Source organism: Sphingomonas sp. (genome assembly GCF_036387535.1).
In the GTDB taxonomy this organism is placed as follows: domain Bacteria; phylum Pseudomonadota; class Alphaproteobacteria; order Sphingomonadales; family Sphingomonadaceae; genus Sphingomonas_R.
On sequence record NZ_DASVTO010000072.1, the window covers coordinates 37,844 to 56,548 of the forward strand.

Genomic DNA, 18,705 nt, shown 5'->3' on the forward strand with positions numbered 1-18,705 from the left:
TCCTGCGCGTTCCTGCTCGCCACTCTTTCGGTCGTAATCGTTCAGCGTGCCTCGCGTGCGTTCGACCGTAAATATCATATCGGCGGGGAGTAGGCGCTGAGGCGGATAGTAATCCGCCCCGCTCCTAATCGTTTGCCGCTTCCAACAGGATGCTCCTCTCGTTCGAGATCAGCAGCTCGGCGGCCTTGGTCGGCATGCCGGAACCAACCGTGTAGATGGTCGGCACCGGGACCATGCAGAAGCCGGCGAAGATCGTCCGCACGTCCGGATTGTCGTTGATCGACAACAGGAAGCCGCCCTTGATCGCGCGCAGCTGCGCCGCCAGGCGGGCGAAGTCGTCGGGTGCGAAGACCCCAGGGCCATAGTCCCCTTCGCACTGCCAGTAGGGCGGATCGAGGTAGAAGAGCGCGCCGTCGCGGTCATATCGGCGAATGAAGTCGCCATAGGGCAGACGCTCGATCGTCACGCCCTGGAGCCGGTCATGCAGATCGGCGAGCATGGGTTCGAGCTTGCCGACGTCGAACCGCGCCGGGTTGCTCGCATCGACGCCGTAGGTCCGCCCGGCCACCCGCCCGCCGAACGCCAGCCGCTGCAAATACAGGAACCGGCAGGCGCGTTGCAGATCGGTCAGCCGTTCCGGATCCTGCCCGAGCAGGCGTTCAAATTCGGCGCGGCCGGCGACACGGAAGCGCAGCATGTCGATCATGTAAGGATAATGCTCGGCAAGACAGCGGAACAGGCCGGACACGTCACCGCTGATATCGTTGATCGCCTCGGCGCGCGGCCGGCGCGTGCGGCGCAGGAAGATGCCGCCCATGCCGACGAAGGGTTCGGCGTAGCTGGTGTGCGGCGTGCGATCGAGGATCGCGCAGATGCGCTTGGCGAGGTTGCGCTTGCCGCCGATATAGCCGGCGACGGGTCGCGTGGGGGCGACGGGGAAAAGGTCGATAGACAAGTAGGATTTCCTGCAAGAGATGGCGTCCCGGCCGGGTCCACTGGCGGGGGATGCGCGCGTGCAGGCGCTTCAGGATCGGGGCACCGTTCCGCCCCTATTCGGGCCAGCCGTCCTCGACATCGACCGGGGTGCCGGCCGCGATCCTATCTTTCAAGTCCCAGCTATGCGCCAGGATCGCGCGGCCCCAGCCGGCCATGCCGAGCAGCACGTCCAGCCCCTCCTGATAGGTGACGGTGATCGTGGCATTCGACGCGGTCCGGAAGCTGGCGTCTACGACGTCACCGAAGCCGGCCGCGACTGCGGCGGAATAGCTGATCTGACTGGTGAGCCAGTTGGTCTTGTCGTCGACGTCGCGCAGCTGGAGACGGTGGCCCGCGAACGCCGGTGACGCCGGCGCATAGCCGCCCAGGAACACGCGCTGGGCGCGCGCATCGACCGCGTCGCGGCGCGCGGCCATGGCAGCGGCGGCACGGGCGGCGAGGATGTCGGCCGCGATCGGCGTCACCCGCCAGTCGCCATCCACCCAGGCGATCGTCTCGATCTCCGGATCGATCGCAGGCGCGGCCGGCGCTTCGACCCAGCCGCAGGCGACGCGGCCGTCCGGATTGTTGGCGAGGTCCGACCAGAGATTTTGATCGGCATCCTGGTCGAAATAGGGGAGCGGTTGCGGTTCGCCGCCGGCGCGCATCCAGAGCGTCATCCGTAGAACTCCATCACGATATAGCCGTCGCCGCCCCCGCCACCCGGCGTGAATTCAGGACGCGGAACACCGCTGCCTCCGCCGCAGCCCAGCCGCCCGGCATAGCCGGAGCCGTCGCTCGGGTGGCCGCCATATTCACCGCCACCGCGAAGGCCGGAGCCGCTGGCACCGGTGAAATTGCCGAACGCGAAGCCCGCGCTTCCGATCATCGTCAGGTCGACCCCATCTGCCCCCGGCTGCGCGTTGTCGCTGTTCGGTCCCGGCGAGACGAACGGAATCCCGATCTTCCCGGCCTTGGCGGTATAGCCAAGAGCCGAACTGTCTTCAGACGGGTAATATTGGTTCGCAGGGAAGCCGTTGCGCCCGCCGCGGCCGATCGTCACCGTGACGCTGCTGTCGCGCAGCCGAATGAACCGGCGTTCGGTCTGGGCCTCGCCCCCACCGTTGCTACCCTGATTGTTACTTTGCGCACCGCCAGCGCCGCCCCCGCCTTTCATCTCGAACCGCACCATCGTCGTGCCGCGCGGGACGGGCACGACGATGGTGCCGGGTTCGACACGACGGAACGTGCCGAGCCGGCGAAGCTGGCTGGTCGCGGTGGTTGCCGGGTTGGCAACGCGGCCCGCCATCAGACGCTCCGCTTCGCAGCGGTGTAGCTGGCATCGACATAGCCAGCCCCGGAGCGGTCCCACAGCTCATAGCCGGCGGGCAGCAGCAGATCGGTTTCGACATCATAGGGCGCGCCGCCAAGGTCGACCAGATGACCGCGCGCGCGGTAGCAGGCATTGCTGCCATCGGCTTTGCGGATGCGCAGATCGAACGCGTCGTTGCCGCCACCATTGTTGGAGATCCGAACGCGGACGCGCCATTCCTCGCCCGCCGGCACCGGGCCAAAGGCGCGGGCGAGCAGGGTCGAGGCGGTGTGGTTGACGGGGTCGACGGTGGCGGCGGTCATGGGTGCATCCTCATGCGAAGAACCAGCGGTCGACGGCTTGCGCGTCGAGCTGCGCGCGGACCTTGCCGAGGTCGGTGCTGACCAGATCGATCCGGCTGTCGAGATCGTCGGAGATCGCGTCGAACTGGAGATCGAAGGCGGCGAGGATTTCCGCCTTCATGATCGTGATCGCGTTGTCCGCGACCCACCGGTCATGGACCTCCGCCAGCTCGGCCGCGAGCGCATTGGCGCGTTCGACCACCGGTTGCAGCGCCGCCACCAGTCGCGCCAGCCCGACATCGCGCAGCTCGGCGAGTGCGATTTCATAATCGGGCTTGAGCGCGAGCGCCTGGCGCAGCGCGGCCGCAATATATTCCATCGCGCGGTTCATGCGCGCGGGCGAAGCATCGCGGTCGCGCTGGAAATCCAGCTCAGGCGGGAGCGACATCGGTCACCAGCTCGGCTGCGATCATCGCGTCCAGGATGTCCTGGTTGACCGTGTGGTCATGGCCGGGCTTGTAGTCGAACCCGGCGTGCGGAAAGACGCGCGCGAGGCCGACCTTGTAAAAGCCCGACTTGGAAACCTTGTATGTCGTGACCATGGTCGATGCTCCTTAAAGGGCGAAGTCTTTGCGCCAACCGAAGTGGAAGGTGCGGAGCGCGGAGTCCGTGGTCGCGTCGAACTGGATTTTGTACGACGGCACGGCAGCGCCGAGGTTAAAGACCCATGTCCGCTCGATCGAACCGTCGTCAGCGACGACGTCGGAGAAGGATGAGGGCGATACGAGCGTGGCGTAACCTGCACCGGTGCGCAGCTTCGCGGTGGCGGTGTGATGGCCCGCCTCAAAATATTCGAGCCGGCCGATCACGCGGATCTGCGCCGAGCCCGCGCCGGGCAGCAGCCGCGGCATCGAGACATGGGTGAGGCTGAGCCGCGGCCGCGAGACGCGGACGCGTGAGCCGGTGAGTTTTACCGCGGGCATGACGTCGGGGGTGCCGGTCATGACCAGGCGGAGCGGCACGAGCGGCGGGATGTTGCCGCCGGCGCCCAGCACCGACTGCTCGGTCCGCGCCAGCGGCGTCCAGATCCCGCCGACCTGGACCTCATAGGTGAGGTCGGTCGATTTCGGGATGATCGCCTCGGCCAGGATGTCGATCGCGGTCATGCCACCGGCGAGCGACAGCGGCGCCATGTCGATGACGGCCCGCGCCGCGGTGAACTTGGCCGCGTAGAGCGAGAAGCACAGATCGCGGGTGCCGTCCCCTTGCTGATAGGCGCCGTCGAGCACGTAGAAGAGCGTGCCCTGCGGGAAATTGGTCCCTTGCGTCGTCGCGATCCAGTGATCGGCGGCCGAGATCACGACCAGCGCATAGCGCTTGCCGCCTTCGAGATAGACCGGCTGGACCGGGATGACGGTCTCGGCATTGACGAGCAGGCTGGCGCGCGGGACGGTGGTGACCGAGATCACCTTGTCGAGCGCCGGCGCGCCGCGATCGGTTTCGCACAGCGCCAGCGTGATGCCGCCGTTCGCGGCCAGGCGGGTAAAGGTCAGGCCGACCGCGTCGAGCCAGAGATCATTGGCGTTGAGGAAGGTCTCGGCGACCTGCGCGCCGGGCACGGCATGGTTGACGGTGGTATAGTCCCAATAGGGTTCCTGATACACGTCTACCCACAGCCGGCGGACGCGTACCCAGCCATGCGCGGGGCCGTCCCAATCGACCTTGACGGTCTGGAACAGCTCGCCGTTGCGCTCGAAGGTCTCGGGGATGTAGCGATCGGTGACCGCACCCCACCAACCACTGTTGGTGCAGACGGTGAATTCCTCGCCGTAGCGCGTGCGGGTCCGCGACATCATGCGCTGAACCATCTGGTGGCTCTGGTAGCTATAGGCGGCGATCTGGGTTTCGGCCTGGCGCGGGCCGACATTCATGCGCAGCTCGCGCGCATAGGCCGGGAACAGCACGTCGCCGGTGACCTTGGCGCGCGGGTTGAGCGCGTCGAAGACGGCGAGTTGGCTGTCCTTTACATCCTCGTCGGCGAAGCGGATGCCTTCCTCGATCTTCGCGCGGAAATTGGGATGGGCGAGATCGGATTCCTCCTTGTCCAGGAAGAAGTCCGCATCGCTGTCGGACGCCGCGACCGGGATGCCGGCCTGCTCCTCCAGCGTCGCCATGCGCGCGAGCAGCCGGCCGAAGGCGGCGGTGTTGACATTGTTCGCGACGCCGACCTTCAAGGTGGCGATGTCGGAGCCGAGCGCCACGATCTGAGGGCCGGCCTTGGCCTGGAACGCCTCGAGGCTGGCGGCGCGGGCGGCGACGTCGGCGACGCTGTCGAGGCGGTTGCCGGCGATCATGTCGACGCGGTCGACGCCGGTCGGGGTCAGCACGACCCGCGCGACCGCCAGGACGCCGGCGTCGAGGACGGGATCGATCGGGTCGGGGCTCTCCTGGCCGGAGGCGACGTTGATGTTGCAGAGCCGCGCCAGCTCCATAGCGACGACGCGCGGTTCGGAGGCGCCGGTTTCCTCGTTGATCAGGAATTCGCGCGGACGCGCGTCGGTCTCGCTCTCCTGGCCGAAGATCACGATCAGGACATGCTTCTTGGTCGCGATCGGTAGCGAGGTGGTGAAGTCCTTCACGAACGCGGCGTCGCGGGCGAAGACCTTGCCGGCCGAATAAAGCCGGCCAGGCTGGACGGTCACCTCGGTCGCGCTGCTGCGCGCGGCGGTGAAACCCGCATATTTGCGATCGGCGGTCACCGCGTCCGCGACGAGATCGTCCATCGATCCCTGCGCGAAATCCTGCAGCTGATTATAGTCGGCGGGATCATTGTCCATGCCGTCACGGAAGATGACGCGGCTTTGCATTATGCGGCCTTTCTGGTTTCGCCGAAGGTGAAGTCGCCGAAGCGGAGGCCCCCACCGAACTGGACCGGGCCGTGGACGGCCGTGTCGATCAGGATGGTGTCGCGGAACGCCTTGCTGACGCGCACCGCCTCGATCGTTTGGTCGAGCCGGCCGAGATCGGCGGCAGCGCGGAAGCCGGCGCCGTGCCACTTGCCCGAGCGGCGCACCGGCCGCTGGAGCGGGACCGCGACCCGCAGTTCCGCGGTGAACGGCGCCATGCCGAAACGGCCGGCGCCGTGGAAGCTGCGCGTGTGGCGGCGTGCGCCCATCCGGTCGGGGGCGTGGAGCGCGACCCGGTCATAGACCAGGAACGGGGCATGGCTGGTGCGGAGGAAGCGGGCGCGGGCGCGCGGGCCGAAGAAGGAGCGCGCGGCGGGCGCGGTGCGCGGCTGTGCGACGCGGGTCGGGCGGACGTCGACCGGATCGAGCCCGGCCTCGACCGCGAAGGACCCGGCATCGTCGCCCAGGCGCAGCGTGACCACACCCTTCGCGGCCTGGCTGCGCGTCAGATAGCCGCCGATCGCGCCCGCACCGTGCCAGCCACGGCGCGCGGTGCGCGCGATCAGCAGCCGGATCGCGGTCGCGTCGGGGGTCTCGTAGCGGATCGCGCGCTCGGCGCCCTGGTCATAGAAAGTGGCGCGGATGCCGGTGAGGTCGATGCCGCGGTTCGGGCGGAGATGGCCGCGGCCGTGGAAGTAGCGGCCGGCCGGGCCGGTGGCGAAGATGCGGTGGCTGGCGATGACGGTGCGGACGAAAGGATAGATCCGGACCTGCGGCAGGCCGTCGAGCCAGGCGGCGCGCTGCGCGTCGGTCATCGCCGCATAGAGGAAGCCGGTGGCGGGCGGGCGAACCGCGCGCAGCAGCTGCGATCCGGTCAGCGCGACATGCGCCTTGATCCCGGCGAGCGTGGTCTTGAGGCTGTGCAGCTTCAGCGCATTACGACAGACGTCGCGCTTCTGCGTTTCCGGCCAGCGATCGTCCCACAGATCGACCGACAGCCCCCAGGCGAGATGGCCGAGCAGGCCGGCCGGGCAGCTGTCCGGGTTCCAGACCGCCGCGATGCGGTCGGCGGGAAGCGCCAGGCGCTCGGCGATCGTCCCCTCGATCGCGGTCTCGAGCGCGGTGCAATTGGGCGGGAGCAGCGAGGCGGTCATGCCGCAATCTCGACGGTGACCGTCAGGCCGGTGAGGTACGGCGCCTGGTGCGGCGCGGGGACGACATCGCCGCCATCGACGATCGCCTGCTCGACGCCGCCGACCGATGCCGCAGATTCCAGCATCTGCGCATAGACGGTGTGCCCAACGCGGTGGCGGTCGGTCGCATAGAGGCGGATCGCGGCCTCGGCCGCGGCGCCGACGATGGCGGGATCGGGGCCGCGGCGAATGCGCAGGCGGACGTTGCGCGCATAGGGCAGGATCTCGGCCGAGCGCACCGAGACGATATCGGTGAGTTGGGCGCCGTCGTCGGCCGCTAGGGCCTGATAAACGCGCTGGACAGTCAAAGTGGGGACAGCACCGTCGCCGTCGCGGCCGAGCAGCACGACATCGACACGGCCCGCAGCACGCTTGATAACGGCGACGTCGCGCACGGATGGGGCGACGCGCAGCGCGGTGGCGCGGTAGCCGCCGCCGGTCAGGCCCGCCGCGGCGAGCGTCTCGGGGGCGAGCTGGATCCGCGTGCGCAGATCCGCGTCGCTTTCCAGGATGGCGGGGGCGCGATCGGTGGCGGGGATGATGACCAGGCGTTCGACGCCGTAGAAGGCGCCGAGCTGGTCGAGATCGGCGCCGGTGGCGAAAGCGAGCAGGACAGAGCGCGCGGCGTCGTTGATGGCGCCGCGCAACAGCAGCTCGCGGTAGGCGGAGATTTCGAGCAGCTTGATGACCGGATCGGACGCGACCGTCGCGTCGAAGCTCGGCAGGCGCGCCTGTAAGGCTGCAATAAGGTCGGCGCGGATCCGGTCATAGGAGAGCGGCTGCACCACCGCGGGTGCAGGGAGCCGCGACAGATCGAGCGCGGGAGATAGGAATGCGGGGTCGGCCACCGCCCTATGTCGGCCGGGGCGGGGCTCGTGGGCTATATGCCAGCCTTGTAGAGTGGGTTTCTACAAGGGCGTCTTCCGAGAGCTCATCTTATCCGGGGCCGGTAGAGCCTTGGACCGTCGTGGGATAGACCCTTTCATTTCCAGTGCGCTGCCTCCCTCGATGAACGCCTTGCGGAGGAACAGCTCCATGGCGCCGATCAGCTTTCTAAGCTGATCGGCATCTGGCGACCAACCACGATGGGCGGCCGCATTCCCTGCATCAGTTACAACCTCAAGCTGCTCGAGCTCGTTCTGACCTATACGACCTGTCTCCAGCAATTTGTCGAGCTTCTTCCTAAAGCTGAGCTCAGTATCAATCTCAAGAAGTTCAGTGGCACGATCGAGAGCGGTTCGCAGCCCTATGGCAGCGAGGATGGCAGACCCGCCCTCGGAGGCTAAATACATTTGTTCAAGAATGACTCTCAGCTGATGGTCAGTCGCTTCCAGCTGGGCAACCCACTCCGGCCGCTCCCGCGCCCCTGGATGTGGAAACGTCTGCACGGTAGGCGTGTGGCAAGCATAAGATCGTTCTTCGGCATGATCATACTCATCCTCCCATTCCTCGCTATTAGTGGCGCTCTGATGGAAGAAGACGGTTTCGCATCCTCGGCATTCAAGAAGGCTGTAGACTGTTTCCTCCCAGAAAAAGTCCTGCTCAAAACGCTGAGTGGTGGAGCCGTGAATTTTGCAGGAGCGCTTGCCGTTGCAATTTGGGCAATGGGCGCTTGTCTTCTTCGGCATGAGTCCGCCTTGAAATATGCTGATCTTTAGGCTGGCATTGATGCCAGCACCGCGTCCAGCATGATTTTTCGCTCGGTATCGGTCAGACCAAGAATCTCGCGCTTCGCATAGCGAACCTTGGCCTGACCCTTCGCCGGTGCATCCTCCCGGCCCTCTTGGTGGATACGCGCCACGCGCGCCGCCTCACCGCTGAAACCGATCCAGGCTTCCCGGTCGGTGGCGCCCGCCTGCAGATGCTTCGCCAGGCGAAGCCTGCGGAACATTGCGGCGCGTTTGATCCGGCCCTTCCGGCGCAGCCGCCCCTTTGGCTGATCTTTGGCCTTGCGCGGGGCAAACGGTGTCCCGTCCGGCTGGATCTGGGCGGCGATCCGGGTGCGCTGACTCTTTGCGATCTCGCGCGCCACGGTGCGCAGCAGCGTGCGGCGCTCGGCCGGCGCGACACCCCGCAAGAGCGCGCCCGCCAGATCCTCGAGCTGGTCGAGGCCGTCGCTCATGGCGCGGGCGGCTGGAAGGCGGGATCGCGGGTTTCGGCGATCAATTCATCGCGCAGGAACAGTTGCCACAGATTTTGGCCGCAGACGCCGGGAAAGTGATCCGGCTGGGCCGCGTCGTCGTCGAGATGGACGACGTCATAGCCGACGCCGGCGGCGCGCGGGGTGACCCGGACGCGTTCGGTCAGATCGATGTCGATTCTGACGTCCGCGGACTCTTCGTCCTGGATCTCGGTTTCGAAAGTGAAGGGCTGCTGATCCTCACGCTTGAGCAGATCGGGTTGCTGCTCGGCGATCCATGCGACGATCGGGACCATGACCGCGTCCACATTGCCGGCGAACGCAAGCAGCGTGACGGTCAGCGTGTAGCGATATTCGAACGACAGCGATGCTCCGGCGCGCGCGCCGATCGCGCCGCGCTCGACCGACATTTGCAGCCGATCGGGGTTGTCCGCCAGACCGGGGACAGCCTTGAGCAGCAGGCGGCGGAGGCCGTTTGGCTTATTCATCGGAGATCCTCACGCCATAGCCCCAAGCCCGGATCGTCTCGATCGTCAGGCCCTCGGGCAGACGTCGGCGCAGGTTGCAGATCGCGACCTTCAACTGGTCGGGGTTGGTATCTTCGCCGGTGCCGACCAGCGTCAGGCCGAGCGTCGACACATCGCCGCGTTGCGCCAGCAGCCCCAGCATTGCGATCTGGCGCGGCGACAGCTTTATCCTGACCCCCCGCCAATAGGCGGCGGGGGGATCGGACTGGACGGTGAGCGGACCGCGACGATGGGTGCCGCCGCGCACCGCGCCGCATTCGGAGCAGATCGCGCAGCTCATCCGGCATAGGCGGCAGCGCGGGCGATCAACCGTTGCTTGCCTGCGGCCCAGCCGGCCGAAGCGATCTTGGCCTGCACATGCTGTTCGGTCGCGTGCGTGCAGTCGATCGTCGAGACCGGTTCGATCGTGACGTCCACCGCATGATCGAGCGCGACCTTCGCGTTGCCGGCGAGTCGACAGGTCCATGTTCCATTCACGTTGTCGACCGGCGCGATCCCATCGTTCAGCGTAATGAACTCGCGCGTTCCACCGGCCCCGCCGTCGATGACGTAGCTGTGCCCCAGCTCCGGTTTGAAGTCGAGGACGACGCTGGTCGGGGTGCCCGCCACCGTCGCGACCTTGAGCTTACCCTTCGCGCCCGCAGGAACCGGCCAGCGATTCTCGTTGGGGCTGGCGTTCTTGAGGGTCAGGTCATGGTCGAAGACCCCCTCCATGATGCCTTCGGCTTAGACCCCGGCAGATCCGCGATACCATGCGATGACGGCCTGCCGATCGGTGGTCCCATTCGGCTCCATGAGTACCTGATCGGTGACCGTCGCGTATGAGCCGGTGGGCACAGGCCCGGCTGGGACGCTTGACGGCCCCTGCACGTAGAAGTCGGGCGTCACGCCAAACACCTGAATGTTCGGGTCTTTTGCGCGGAGGCGACCGATGCCGGTTTTTGCGTTCGCAATGAAGTTGGTGACGCCGTTGCGCCAATGCTGCAGGACCACCTGCCGGAACAGCCAGCGGTCGGTCTGGCCGACCAGAACGCCGAATTCCTCCCACGTCGACAGTGCGTCACGACCGTTGGTATTCGGTCCGAAGAACGCCCCCGGTCCCGCCCCGTAGCGGACGTTTCCGACCACTGGAACCGCACCGCCATTGGACGGGTCGGTGAGCAGATGGCGCAGCGGACCTTCGGACGAGCGTCCGTTCACGACCCGCCCATAATGTTCGATGCTGTCTCCGGCCACGACCACCGATGGGCCAGAGCTGTCGTCGACCTGCGACCACATGCCGCACACCGGATAGGCCGAGATCGAGCCGACAGCAGCGGGGGAACCGGTGCCGGTATGGAATGCGACATCGCTGATCTTGGACGCGATCAGGCGGTTGCGGTGATTGAGGCGGCGACCGCCGATCGGAACCTGATCCCAGACCCGGAGATGGAGATCGGCCGCCGGCAGCGCGCCGTGGCGGAATGCGAAAATGGCACCGGCCTCGAACACGAACGGGTTACCGGCCGCAATCGGCTGACCATTGGCGGGGTGCAGCACCGGATAGACCGTGCTGGTCGCCGGATCGAGGATATCGACGCGGTGATAGGTATTCTGGCTGGTGCCGGTGGTCGACATCGCGTCACCATTGGTGCTGCCCGAGAAATAGCGATTACCGCCCAGCAACCAGCCGCCCGTGCAGGCGCGGGGATGGTTCAGAAGCGTGGTGCTTTGCGAGAATTCGCGCTTCGTCCCGTTGGTTGCCGTGGCGCTGTCGGGGACCACCCCATAGGCGTCCAGCTCCATCGGCCAGTTGAGGCCGGTCGATGCAATCGCCATCCGCGCGGCAGCGGCGGTCACCACCACGCGAGCGGTTGCACCGGTAGCGCCGGCGGCGGCGACGGCATAGTCGGTCGTGCCGGCCGTCGACACGGTCAGGCCGATAACGCCCTTCCACCCGTTGGTCGCATCGCCGGCAACGACGACGCGGCCATCGGCCGGCGTGATCGTCGGGGTCACCCCGGCCGGAACGCCTGCGATGTTGAAGACCAGCGTCCCGGCCGGCGCGCCGGCGGTGAAGGCCAGCGGGCCGGTGATGACCAGCGTCGGCGTGACGGCCGGGGTCGCGATCGTCACGACATGCGTGAACAGCGTGGCGTTGCCCGCCGCGTCGATGGCGCGCAGATTGGCGGTGAAGGTCGGCTTGCCGGCATTGTAGGCCTGCGCCGGCAGGGTCAACGTGGTCCCGGCGAGGCCGAACAGATCCGTGTCGGCGCCGGTCCGCTTCTCGAACGTCACCGCCTCATTGGCCGCAAGGGTGACGCTGTACGCCGTGGAGGCCGCGACCGTGGCGGTTGCAGCCGACGTGACCAGCGGCGCGATCTCGTCGAGATCCGTGACGTTCACCGTCACCGCGAAGTTGGTCGCATTGCCGGCGGCATCGGTGGCGGTCAGGTTGCAGACGAAGGCGGTCTTGCCGCCTTCATAATCCTGCGCGGGCAGCGACAGGGTCGCGCCAGCGAGGGTGAACGATGCACTGTCGGCTCCCGTGCGCTTCGAGAAGGTCACCGCTTCGTCGGCGGTCAGCGTGATCGCCCAGCCGGTGTTTTCGACGACGGTGGCGGTCAGCGCGGAGGTAATGACAGGCGGGCGCGTATCCACGACGGGCGCCGGGGCGGCGACCGTCACGACATGGGTGAACAGGGTGGCGTTGCCGGCGCCGTCGAGCGCGCGCAGGTTGACGGTGAAGGTGACCTTGCCAGCATTATAGGTCTGCGCGGGCAGCGTCAGCGTGGTGCCGGCCAGCCCGAACAGGTCGCCATCCGCGCCGGTGCGCTTTTCGAAGGACACCGCCTCATTGGCGGTCAGCGTCACCGCATAGCCGGTCGCGGCTGCGATCGTCGCGGTCGGTGCCGACGTGATCAGCGGCGCAATTTCATCGACGTCGGTCACGGTGACGGTCACCGCAAAGTTGGTGACGTTGCCGGCCGTGTCCATAGCCACGAGGTTGCAGACGAACGCGGTCTGCCCGCCCTCATAATCCTGCGCCGGCAGCGACAGCGTCGCGCCCGCCAGCGTAAAGGCCGCGCTGTCTGCAGCGGTGCGCTTGACGAAGCTGACATTCTCGTTCGCCAGCAGCGTCATGCTCCACGCGGTGTTTTCGCGCGTGGTGGCGGTGAGCGGCGAGGTGATGATCGGCGCGACGCCGTCGATCGGTGCGACGATGGTGGCGCTGCCACCGATTTCGATCACTTGGATCCCGTGCATATAGGCCATGGGTTCAGTCTTTCGCGGGAGAGAGGGTGACGCCGGCGCGGCCGAGCAGCGTTTCCAGCCGCGACCAGGCGCCGAGCGCATCGAGCGCGGGGTTGAGCCAGTCGGTCAGGACGCAGTAGCGCCGGTCGGACGGGGGGCGATGGTGGCCGGCATGATGGGCGGGCGACTGGAGGATGCCGATCTGCTGCAGCACGCGCGCCAGGCGCGGCGCGTGGGCGGGCGCATGCGTCCAGCCATGCACGGTCGACGATAGCGCCGCGCCGATCGCCGCCGCCAGCAGCACGACGGACGGACCGAGCAGCAGCAGCCAGAGCGCGGCGCCGATCGCCGCCGTGATCCAGGTCGACAGGTTGCGGGTCAGCAGCGACCCGGCCAGGAAAGCCACCGGATCACGGTGATGGCGGCGATTCGGCGCGATCACGGTGCGGCCGAGCCACGGCCAGTCCTCGCGGCCGAGCCGATCCTCCCACCAGTGGACGATGCCGCCGAGCAGATCGGCGATGAGCCAGCCGACGAGCAGCTGACCGATGATCGCGAACAGGTCCATCATCTGGCCTCCGGACAGGAGGCGGGATCGTTCCAGTCGATCAGGCGGCCGAGCTGGCGGGCGAGCGCGGCATAGGCGGTGGCCAGCCGGATCGCTGCGAAGCGGACGGCCGGCGGCATGGTCGCCTCCGCATCGCGCGGGAAACCCTCGGGTGCGACCGGGCAGGCGAGCAGCTCGGCCGGCGGGCGGGTCGGCGTGGCGACCGCGACCGCGCTCGGGGCGGCGGGCCTAGCGGGCTGCATCGCGCAGCCCGGCAGTGCGATTGAGAGCATCGAACCAATCGCGACCGACGCGATCGTCCGGACCGACCTTGGCATTGGCATTCTCCATGATGGTGGCGGCGGCGCGCGCATCGCGGGCGGCGCGGGCGGCCGTGGCGACGTCGCGGGTGCGCTTGGCGTCCTGTTCGGCGATGGCGTCGGCGAGCAGCCGCGCCGTGGATATGGCGGCGTCGTGGCGGAAGGCGACGAGCGCGCGGATCTCGGCCTCGCAACGGGTGCCGCGCGGATAGACCAGCACCGTGCCGACCGGCGTCGCCGGATCGACGGCGCTGGCGGCGAAGGGGACGGCGGTGGCCGCGCAGGTGCGATCCGCCCAGGCGATCAGGCCGTCGCGTTCGGCTCGGACATGTGCCCCCCAGGCGTAGAGCGTGGCAGCGGCGGCGGCGACCGCTAGCAGCAGCAGCCAGCGGCCTTGGCCGGCGACCAGGCCCCACGCCCATTTGGCGGTGGCGACGATCACAGCGCCAGTTCCTTGACCAGGTCGGCGACCTCGAAGCACGGGCAGTTCTTCAGCCATTCGAACTTGTCGATGCGTCCGTTGGCGTTGACGTCGGGCGACCAGTCGCGATGGCCGAGGATCTTCGCCTTGGGGAACTGAACGCGCAGCGCCTGCAACAGCAGCGCCATGGACTCGCGCTGGGGGGCGGTCCGCGTGTCAGCGGCCGTCTTCGCATCCGCCTCGACACCGCCCACATAGCAAATGCCGATATTGCCGCTGTTCTTGCCACCGACGTGCGCGCCGCGCTGGTCGTGGCGCAGCGTCTGCACGACGTTGCCGTCCAGCTCGATCACATAATGATAGCTGGCCTGGCCGAACTTGGCGGTATCCCATTTAGAGATGGTCGCCGCCTTCACGTTGCGGCCGCGCGGGGTCGCGGCGCAGTGGATCGTGATGGCGGTGATGGCGTTCGGGTTCATCCATGCGACGGACATCAGGCGGCGTCCTTCTTCCGCGCGATCCAGTCGCGCACCACGGTGGGAAGGGAGGCGATCATGTCGATCAGCGCGGCGGCGAACTTTGGCGCAGCCTTGTAGGCGATCATGGCCAGCACGAAGCCGACCGCCTGACTGACGAACTGATCGAAATGGAACCACGATGTCAGGCCGAGCGTGACATAATAGGAGACCAGGATGCCGACGACATAGGCGATCAGCCGGTCGCGCCAGTCCATGCCGCGCTCATAGAGCTGCGCCACCAGCGAGCCGAGCGCGGCCGGGGCGAGCGCCGAGCAGGCCGCCTTGGCGGCATCGGCGAGATCGAGGAAGGGGGTGGCCATGCGATCAGTCCCAGAGATTGACGACGGCGCGGGTCGCGGTGGTCGGAGCGGAGAGCGGCACGCGGATGGCGGTGCCGATCGGCAGCACCGCGCCCAGCCCGGCCACCCCGGCGTTCGCATCCAACAGCGCGGGGAGATCGGCCGGGCCGAGGCCGCGTTCGCGCCAGGCGAGTTCGTCGAGCGTGTCGCCCTGGCGCGCGTGGAGGATATCGTCGGCCATCAGATCAGATCGACCGTGGTGCGGTCGCGGCCGAGCAGATCGCGGATGGCGTGGCGGCCGTCGCGGCGGAGATCGTCGGGCGTCTGATCGAGCGCGTCGGCCTTGCGGTCGCCGGCGGCGGTGGTGTCGATGTCGCGGTAGCGCTCGACCAGCTCGGCCTTGGCGAAACAGGCGACGGCGCGGATGTAGAGGATGGTGTTGCGGCTCTGGCCGTCGAGACGCGGCGCGGGGATGGCGGCGAGCGTGGCGTGGCCTTCGGCTTGGCGCGCGGCCTGCCATTCGACCAGGTCGTTGCTGACGGTCAGCACCGCGCCGACCGCCGCCGATCGCAGCCGCTCCGGGGTGACGGACTCGCGCACGCGGATCTCGCGGCGCAGCCGTGCCAGGTCGATGTCCGGCAACCAGCCGTCATTGACGATCGGCGCGTCGATCATCGGAACGGCGGGTGGAATGACGGACGTCCCGCAATCGTCCGATCCGCCGCTGTAGACGAACCCGCTCATGCGAGCATCAGCCGGGCGAAGCGGTCACCGGCCAGCACGAACAGGCCGAGCCCGACCGTGATGTAGAAGATCATCGACAAGAGCAGGATCAGGCGGCGATCGGCGGGGATGTCCGGATGGTCCGCGCAGGCCAAGGCAGCGCTGGCGACGATCTGCACGGCGGCCAGCGCCATGAACAGCATCAGCAGGGCGGCGGCGACGAACGTCATGGTGCGATCCTTGGTAGTTACGGGGGTGGGGATCGGGACGTGCCGCGGCCCTCAAGCCCCGAAGGGCTCCTCCCGCGTCGTGCGATCCGTCCCCGAGCGCCGGGGGGCGAGCTGGTTAGGCGGCCGGTGGGCCGGATTGTTCGGTGTCGGCCGGGGGCGCCGGCGGCGTGACGTCGGTAGCGGGCGGGGCTTCGGGCGCGACCGGGGGCGCCAACAGCAGCTTCTCCAGCCGCTTGATATGGCCCTTTACGCCGCTGCGATCGTGGAGCGCCTGCGCGCGGCGAAGCGGCGCCAGCGCCCGTTCGGTGAGCCCACGATATTCGGGGCCGGCCGCGTCGAGATCGTCGGCTTGGCGGATCAGCTCGACGCCGATCGCCTTCATCAGCTTGGCGCGGATTTCGTCGTGCATGTCGGCATGCGCGGTGAGTGCGTCGACCTCTTCCAGGATCTCGAGCGAGAAGGGTTGGTCGGCCGCCTGCGCCTTCAAGGCTGCCTCCGCCATCTCCTCCGCGATCAGCGCCGGCGCCGACCGATTGTAGCGCACGGGCAGCGGGATATCGTGGCGCAGAACATAGGCGGCGAGAGGGAGCGCGCCGGCATAGTCGCCGGCATCGATCCGCCAGATCATGACGGTCGGCAGGATCTCTCCGCCGACCGCATGATCGGCATCTTCGGAGGCGGCCAGGATCCCGTCGACCCAGGCCGCATATTCCGGCAGCAGTTCGTCGCGCTTGATCTCCGCGCGGCGCTCGATCGAGGCGACGTCCTTCAGGCGGCGCAGATCGTGGCGCAGGCGAAGGCGCATCTGCGCCTCGACCCCGTTCGCCGGCGGGCGTGCCAGCGGATCGCCCTCGCTGGTTTCCGACAGGTCGACGGCCTCGCCCGCGGCGTGCAGCACCTGGTGCAGGCGCGCGGGCGAATGTCCGTCGATGATGACGACGGCCGTCATGTCCGGCTTCTCGGCCAGATCGACGCCGACCACGACCAAGTCGCCGCTTGCCGCCAGCGCGGCGAGGCGTTCACGATGGTGACGGGCTGGGCTCATGGGATCGGTCCTGGAACGAGGGGGCGGGCTGGATCGGCGAAGCGGACTAGAGCTTCGGCGACAGCTGGATGTTCTCGATCAGGCAGGCCTTGCCGTATTCCTCGACCATGAAGGCGTCGTTGATGCTTTCATAGTTCTCGATCTGGTCGAGCGCGGGCTCTTCCTTCACGTGGCGGCGCGCCGAACCCATCTGCCAATAATAGGACAGGTTCTTGAGGCTCGTGATCATGATGGCGTTGGCGGGGAAAAACGGCACCTGCATGGTCGGCTTTCCGCCCAGCTGGCGGCTCGACATGATGATGTCGCGCGCCACCTGTTCGGTCGCCTTGTCGCCTGCCGCTGAGATGATCTTGAAATACTTGTCCTGGACCAGGTCGCTGCCGACGATCACGACCAGGTCGGTCGCGGTCCGAAACTGGTCGGCGAGCAGGTTGTGGATGGCGTCGAACACCAGCGCATCGAGGTTCACATAGTCGGCGTTGCCGGTGTCCGACACGTAGACCTTGAGATTGTCCTTGGTGCCGTGCGTCATGACGCGCGCGCCGGCATAGGTCCGCATCTTGTAGAGCCAGCCCCAGTTTACGTCCTGGAGCAGCGGATAGGCGGTGCGGTCGGTCTGCACCGCGGCGTTCACGCCGTTGAACCCGATCGTGATAACGTCGGCCGCCTTCTGGATGATGACGGCGTCACGGCAGAGCTGTTGGAATTCCGGACGATGCACCCAGGCGTCGAGCAGGCCGTAGCTCCACGCGTAATCATAGTCGGTCTTCTTGCAGAAATACTGGTCGATCGCGTCGCTGCCGGTCGGATCGGTCGGCGTCCGGCGGTTGCCCGCGGCGCGGTTCGTGCGGCTGGCGAGCGAACGGTTGATGCCGACCCCGACACGCGCGCCCTGCTGGGCCGGCACCGGGATCACGTTGATCCGCGACATGAAGTCGCTGGTCAACGCCAGCTTGGCCTGCAACTTCTGTTCGATGACGGCCGAGACCGCGAACTGGCGGATCTCGCCGGGGACGGCCGTGAAGCTGAAGTCCAGCCCGTTCAGCTGGGCGACCTGCCCAATATACGCGTTGAAGAGGACGCGGGTGTTGTTCTGCATGGTGGGGTCCTATGGCTGGACGATAATCGGGGGCGGGGTCGGCGGGGGCGGCGGGCGGATCAGCAGTCGGTCGCGTACTGCGCGTCGGCGGCCGCGCCGGTGGCCGGTTGGCGGCTGAAGCCAGGTAGCTCGGTCTTGTCGAGCTTGCCGGTCAGCACCGCGAAGTCGGCGGCAAGCTTCGTCACCTGGGCGGTGATCGGGCCGGTCGCGGCGGCGACACCGGCGGACACGGCCTCGCTCATGGCGGTGTAGAGCGCGGCATTGTCGTTGGCGGGCGCGGGCGGGGTCACGACGGGTTCGGGCTTCGGTTCGGTCGGCTTGAACCCGAGCCGGGCGAAGGTGGCGGCGACCGCGGCGGATACGGTCGCCGCGAGACCGGCGGGCTCGATCTGCGCCGCCTCGAACTCGATCGCCACGGCTTCGTCCGCCAGGCCGAAGACGGTCCCGGGGCCGCTGCGCGAGAAGTTGAGTGGCTGGGTGGCGATGCTGGCCGGCGTATCGGTGAACGCCAGGCCGACGACGCCGACCTTGCCGCAGCCGGCATAGCTGTCGGTCAGCTCGACCGACGGGAACGGCTTCTGGTCTTCCTTGGCGAGCTTCACCAGCTGCGCGTTGCCGTCGACCTGCATGTAGAGCGCGCGGCGCTTCTCGACCTTGCCGGCGATCGTGATGTCGTCGGTCTGCGCCTTGACCGCGGTAACGGTGCCATAACCGTTGAACGGGGGTTCGGGGCTGTAGCCGGCGATATGTTCGATGTTGATGCGCGGCGAATAGGTCTCCGCGTTGAAGGTCTCGACGATCTGGTCGATCATGTCCGCCGTGATCTTCCGGCCGTCGCTGATCGTATTGCCTTCGACAAAGGCGCGGAAGAATTTGCTCTTGGTGCCCATGGCGGCAGGATCCTCGGTCTCGGT

At 67.5% G+C, this 18,705-nt stretch carries 26 protein-coding genes; all 26 read right to left on the reverse strand.

Annotated elements, in window-relative coordinates:
- Nucleotides 1–124: 124 nt before the first annotated feature.
- Nucleotides 125–955 carry a DNA adenine methylase gene (locus VF649_RS06615; RefSeq protein ID WP_331011169.1) on the reverse strand — a complete coding sequence of 277 codons (831 nt, stop codon included), beginning with the start codon at nucleotides 953–955 and terminating at the stop codon, nucleotides 125–127.
- 94 nt (nucleotides 956–1,049) lie between these two features.
- Nucleotides 1,050–1,655 (reverse strand): hypothetical protein, encoded by a 606-nt coding sequence (locus VF649_RS06620; RefSeq protein WP_331011170.1) that lies wholly within the window; start codon nucleotides 1,653–1,655, stop codon nucleotides 1,050–1,052.
- Nucleotides 1,652–2,284, reverse strand: coding sequence for a hypothetical protein (locus VF649_RS06625; RefSeq protein WP_331011171.1), 633 nt, complete (start codon nucleotides 2,282–2,284; stop codon nucleotides 1,652–1,654). The genes VF649_RS06620 and VF649_RS06625 overlap by 4 nt, the downstream gene beginning before the upstream one ends.
- A complete protein-coding gene (locus VF649_RS06630; protein ID WP_331011172.1) occupies nucleotides 2,284–2,610 on the reverse strand; it encodes a hypothetical protein in 327 nt (108 codons plus the stop codon). Before VF649_RS06630 ends, VF649_RS06625 begins: the two co-directional genes overlap by 1 nt.
- 10 nt (nucleotides 2,611–2,620) lie before the next feature.
- Nucleotides 2,621–3,037 carry a hypothetical protein gene (locus VF649_RS06635; protein WP_331011173.1) on the reverse strand — a complete coding sequence of 139 codons (417 nt, stop codon included), beginning with the start codon at nucleotides 3,035–3,037 and terminating at the stop codon, nucleotides 2,621–2,623.
- Complete coding sequence (locus VF649_RS06640) at nucleotides 3,021–3,191, reverse strand: hypothetical protein (protein WP_331011174.1); 171 nt, start codon at nucleotides 3,189–3,191, stop codon at nucleotides 3,021–3,023. Before VF649_RS06640 ends, VF649_RS06635 begins: the two co-directional genes overlap by 17 nt.
- Before the next feature lie 12 nt (nucleotides 3,192–3,203).
- Nucleotides 3,204–5,456: a hypothetical protein gene (locus VF649_RS06645; RefSeq protein ID WP_331011175.1), complete on the reverse strand. Its 2,253-nt coding sequence runs from the start codon at nucleotides 5,454–5,456 to the stop codon at nucleotides 3,204–3,206.
- Nucleotides 5,456–6,649, reverse strand: a complete 1,194-nt coding sequence (locus VF649_RS06650; protein WP_331011176.1) for a phage tail protein I — start codon at nucleotides 6,647–6,649, stop codon at nucleotides 5,456–5,458. The genes VF649_RS06645 and VF649_RS06650 overlap by 1 nt, the downstream gene beginning before the upstream one ends.
- Entirely contained in the window at nucleotides 6,646–7,476 is an 831-nt protein-coding gene (locus VF649_RS06655) for a baseplate assembly protein (RefSeq protein WP_331011177.1), read from the reverse strand. The genes VF649_RS06650 and VF649_RS06655 overlap by 4 nt, the downstream gene beginning before the upstream one ends.
- A gap of 120 nt (nucleotides 7,477–7,596) precedes the next feature.
- Nucleotides 7,597–8,316, reverse strand: coding sequence for a DUF4145 domain-containing protein (locus VF649_RS06660; RefSeq protein WP_331011178.1), 720 nt, complete (start codon nucleotides 8,314–8,316; stop codon nucleotides 7,597–7,599).
- A gap of 26 nt (nucleotides 8,317–8,342) precedes the next feature.
- Nucleotides 8,343–8,810: a phage virion morphogenesis protein gene (locus VF649_RS06665; RefSeq protein WP_331011179.1), complete on the reverse strand. Its 468-nt coding sequence runs from the start codon at nucleotides 8,808–8,810 to the stop codon at nucleotides 8,343–8,345.
- The gene (locus VF649_RS06670; RefSeq protein WP_331011180.1) at nucleotides 8,807–9,316 is read right to left on the reverse strand and encodes a phage tail protein; all 510 of its coding nucleotides are present in this window, start codon (nucleotides 9,314–9,316) and stop codon (nucleotides 8,807–8,809) included. Before VF649_RS06670 ends, VF649_RS06665 begins: the two co-directional genes overlap by 4 nt.
- Nucleotides 9,309–9,635 (reverse strand): helix-turn-helix domain-containing protein, encoded by a 327-nt coding sequence (locus VF649_RS06675; RefSeq protein WP_331011181.1) that lies wholly within the window; start codon nucleotides 9,633–9,635, stop codon nucleotides 9,309–9,311. The genes VF649_RS06670 and VF649_RS06675 overlap by 8 nt, the downstream gene beginning before the upstream one ends.
- The gene (locus VF649_RS06680) at nucleotides 9,632–10,069 is read right to left on the reverse strand and encodes a hypothetical protein (protein ID WP_331011182.1); all 438 of its coding nucleotides are present in this window, start codon (nucleotides 10,067–10,069) and stop codon (nucleotides 9,632–9,634) included. Before VF649_RS06680 ends, VF649_RS06675 begins: the two co-directional genes overlap by 4 nt.
- A 12-nt stretch (nucleotides 10,070–10,081) precedes the next feature.
- Nucleotides 10,082–12,601 (reverse strand): hypothetical protein, encoded by a 2,520-nt coding sequence (locus VF649_RS06685; RefSeq protein ID WP_331011183.1) that lies wholly within the window; start codon nucleotides 12,599–12,601, stop codon nucleotides 10,082–10,084.
- A 13-nt stretch (nucleotides 12,602–12,614) separates the two neighbouring features.
- Nucleotides 12,615–13,157: a fatty acid desaturase CarF family protein gene (locus VF649_RS06690; RefSeq protein WP_331011184.1), complete on the reverse strand. Its 543-nt coding sequence runs from the start codon at nucleotides 13,155–13,157 to the stop codon at nucleotides 12,615–12,617.
- On the reverse strand, nucleotides 13,157–13,399 hold the full coding sequence (locus tag VF649_RS06695; protein WP_331011185.1) for a hypothetical protein: 243 nt from the start codon (nucleotides 13,397–13,399) through the stop codon (nucleotides 13,157–13,159). The genes VF649_RS06690 and VF649_RS06695 overlap by 1 nt, the downstream gene beginning before the upstream one ends.
- On the reverse strand, nucleotides 13,386–13,898 hold the full coding sequence (locus VF649_RS06700) for a hypothetical protein (protein WP_331011186.1): 513 nt from the start codon (nucleotides 13,896–13,898) through the stop codon (nucleotides 13,386–13,388). The genes VF649_RS06695 and VF649_RS06700 overlap by 14 nt, the downstream gene beginning before the upstream one ends.
- On the reverse strand, nucleotides 13,895–14,371 hold the full coding sequence (locus VF649_RS06705; RefSeq protein ID WP_331011187.1) for an N-acetylmuramoyl-L-alanine amidase: 477 nt from the start codon (nucleotides 14,369–14,371) through the stop codon (nucleotides 13,895–13,897). The genes VF649_RS06700 and VF649_RS06705 overlap by 4 nt, the downstream gene beginning before the upstream one ends.
- The gene (locus tag VF649_RS06710) at nucleotides 14,371–14,715 is read right to left on the reverse strand and encodes a hypothetical protein (RefSeq protein ID WP_331011188.1); all 345 of its coding nucleotides are present in this window, start codon (nucleotides 14,713–14,715) and stop codon (nucleotides 14,371–14,373) included. The genes VF649_RS06705 and VF649_RS06710 overlap by 1 nt, the downstream gene beginning before the upstream one ends.
- Nucleotides 14,716–14,719: 4 nt before the next feature.
- Nucleotides 14,720–14,935, reverse strand: coding sequence for a tail protein X (locus VF649_RS06715; protein ID WP_331011189.1), 216 nt, complete (start codon nucleotides 14,933–14,935; stop codon nucleotides 14,720–14,722).
- Complete coding sequence (locus VF649_RS06720) at nucleotides 14,935–15,438, reverse strand: head completion/stabilization protein (protein WP_331011190.1); 504 nt, start codon at nucleotides 15,436–15,438, stop codon at nucleotides 14,935–14,937. Before VF649_RS06720 ends, VF649_RS06715 begins: the two co-directional genes overlap by 1 nt.
- A complete protein-coding gene (locus VF649_RS06725) occupies nucleotides 15,435–15,647 on the reverse strand; it encodes a hypothetical protein (RefSeq protein WP_331011191.1) in 213 nt (70 codons plus the stop codon). Before VF649_RS06725 ends, VF649_RS06720 begins: the two co-directional genes overlap by 4 nt.
- Before the next feature lie 115 nt (nucleotides 15,648–15,762).
- Entirely contained in the window at nucleotides 15,763–16,692 is a 930-nt protein-coding gene (gene gpM / locus VF649_RS06730) for a phage terminase small subunit (RefSeq protein ID WP_331011192.1), read from the reverse strand.
- A 46-nt stretch (nucleotides 16,693–16,738) separates the two neighbouring features.
- Nucleotides 16,739–17,791: a phage major capsid protein, P2 family gene (locus tag VF649_RS06735; RefSeq protein ID WP_331011193.1), complete on the reverse strand. Its 1,053-nt coding sequence runs from the start codon at nucleotides 17,789–17,791 to the stop codon at nucleotides 16,739–16,741.
- Nucleotides 17,792–17,850: 59 nt separating this feature from the next.
- Nucleotides 17,851–18,681, reverse strand: a complete 831-nt coding sequence (locus tag VF649_RS06740; protein ID WP_331011194.1) for a GPO family capsid scaffolding protein — start codon at nucleotides 18,679–18,681, stop codon at nucleotides 17,851–17,853.
- Nucleotides 18,682–18,705: the final 24 nt, after the last annotated feature.

Excerpts from the sequence above, each read along its gene's own strand:
- VF649_RS06685 (WP_331011183.1), bottom strand. The coding sequence starts at position 12,601 with ATGCACGGGATCCAAGTGATCGAAATCGGTGGCAGCGCCACCATCGTC.
- VF649_RS06695 (WP_331011185.1), bottom strand. The coding sequence starts at position 13,399 with ATGCAGCCCGCTAGGCCCGCCGCCCCGAGCGCGGTCGCGGTCGCCACG.
- VF649_RS06630 (WP_331011172.1), bottom strand. The coding sequence starts at position 2,610 with ATGACCGCCGCCACCGTCGACCCCGTCAACCACACCGCCTCGACCCTG.
- VF649_RS06715 (WP_331011189.1), bottom strand. The coding sequence starts at position 14,935 with ATGGCCGACGATATCCTCCACGCGCGCCAGGGCGACACGCTCGACGAA.
- VF649_RS06650 (WP_331011176.1), bottom strand. The coding sequence starts at position 6,649 with ATGACCGCCTCGCTGCTCCCGCCCAATTGCACCGCGCTCGAGACCGCG.
- VF649_RS06670 (WP_331011180.1), bottom strand. The coding sequence starts at position 9,316 with ATGAATAAGCCAAACGGCCTCCGCCGCCTGCTGCTCAAGGCTGTCCCC.
- VF649_RS06725 (WP_331011191.1), bottom strand. The coding sequence starts at position 15,647 with ATGACGTTCGTCGCCGCCGCCCTGCTGATGCTGTTCATGGCGCTGGCC.
- VF649_RS06620 (WP_331011170.1), bottom strand. The coding sequence starts at position 1,655 with ATGACGCTCTGGATGCGCGCCGGCGGCGAACCGCAACCGCTCCCCTAT.
- gpM (WP_331011192.1), bottom strand. The coding sequence starts at position 16,692 with ATGAGCCCAGCCCGTCACCATCGTGAACGCCTCGCCGCGCTGGCGGCA.
- VF649_RS06735 (WP_331011193.1), bottom strand. The coding sequence starts at position 17,791 with ATGCAGAACAACACCCGCGTCCTCTTCAACGCGTATATTGGGCAGGTC.
- VF649_RS06645 (WP_331011175.1), bottom strand. The coding sequence starts at position 5,456 with ATGCAAAGCCGCGTCATCTTCCGTGACGGCATGGACAATGATCCCGCC.
- VF649_RS06740 (WP_331011194.1), bottom strand. The coding sequence starts at position 18,681 with ATGGGCACCAAGAGCAAATTCTTCCGCGCCTTTGTCGAAGGCAATACG.
- VF649_RS06625 (WP_331011171.1), bottom strand. The coding sequence starts at position 2,284 with ATGGCGGGCCGCGTTGCCAACCCGGCAACCACCGCGACCAGCCAGCTT.
- VF649_RS06660 (WP_331011178.1), bottom strand. The coding sequence starts at position 8,316 with ATGCCGAAGAAGACAAGCGCCCATTGCCCAAATTGCAACGGCAAGCGC.
- VF649_RS06690 (WP_331011184.1), bottom strand. The coding sequence starts at position 13,157 with ATGGACCTGTTCGCGATCATCGGTCAGCTGCTCGTCGGCTGGCTCATC.
- VF649_RS06640 (WP_331011174.1), bottom strand. The coding sequence starts at position 3,191 with ATGGTCACGACATACAAGGTTTCCAAGTCGGGCTTTTACAAGGTCGGC.
- VF649_RS06635 (WP_331011173.1), bottom strand. The coding sequence starts at position 3,037 with ATGTCGCTCCCGCCTGAGCTGGATTTCCAGCGCGACCGCGATGCTTCG.
- VF649_RS06710 (WP_331011188.1), bottom strand. The coding sequence starts at position 14,715 with ATGGCCACCCCCTTCCTCGATCTCGCCGATGCCGCCAAGGCGGCCTGC.
- VF649_RS06675 (WP_331011181.1), bottom strand. The coding sequence starts at position 9,635 with ATGAGCTGCGCGATCTGCTCCGAATGCGGCGCGGTGCGCGGCGGCACC.
- VF649_RS06665 (WP_331011179.1), bottom strand. The coding sequence starts at position 8,810 with ATGAGCGACGGCCTCGACCAGCTCGAGGATCTGGCGGGCGCGCTCTTG.
- VF649_RS06680 (WP_331011182.1), bottom strand. The coding sequence starts at position 10,069 with ATGGAGGGGGTCTTCGACCATGACCTGACCCTCAAGAACGCCAGCCCC.
- VF649_RS06720 (WP_331011190.1), bottom strand. The coding sequence starts at position 15,438 with ATGAGCGGGTTCGTCTACAGCGGCGGATCGGACGATTGCGGGACGTCC.
- VF649_RS06705 (WP_331011187.1), bottom strand. The coding sequence starts at position 14,371 with ATGTCCGTCGCATGGATGAACCCGAACGCCATCACCGCCATCACGATC.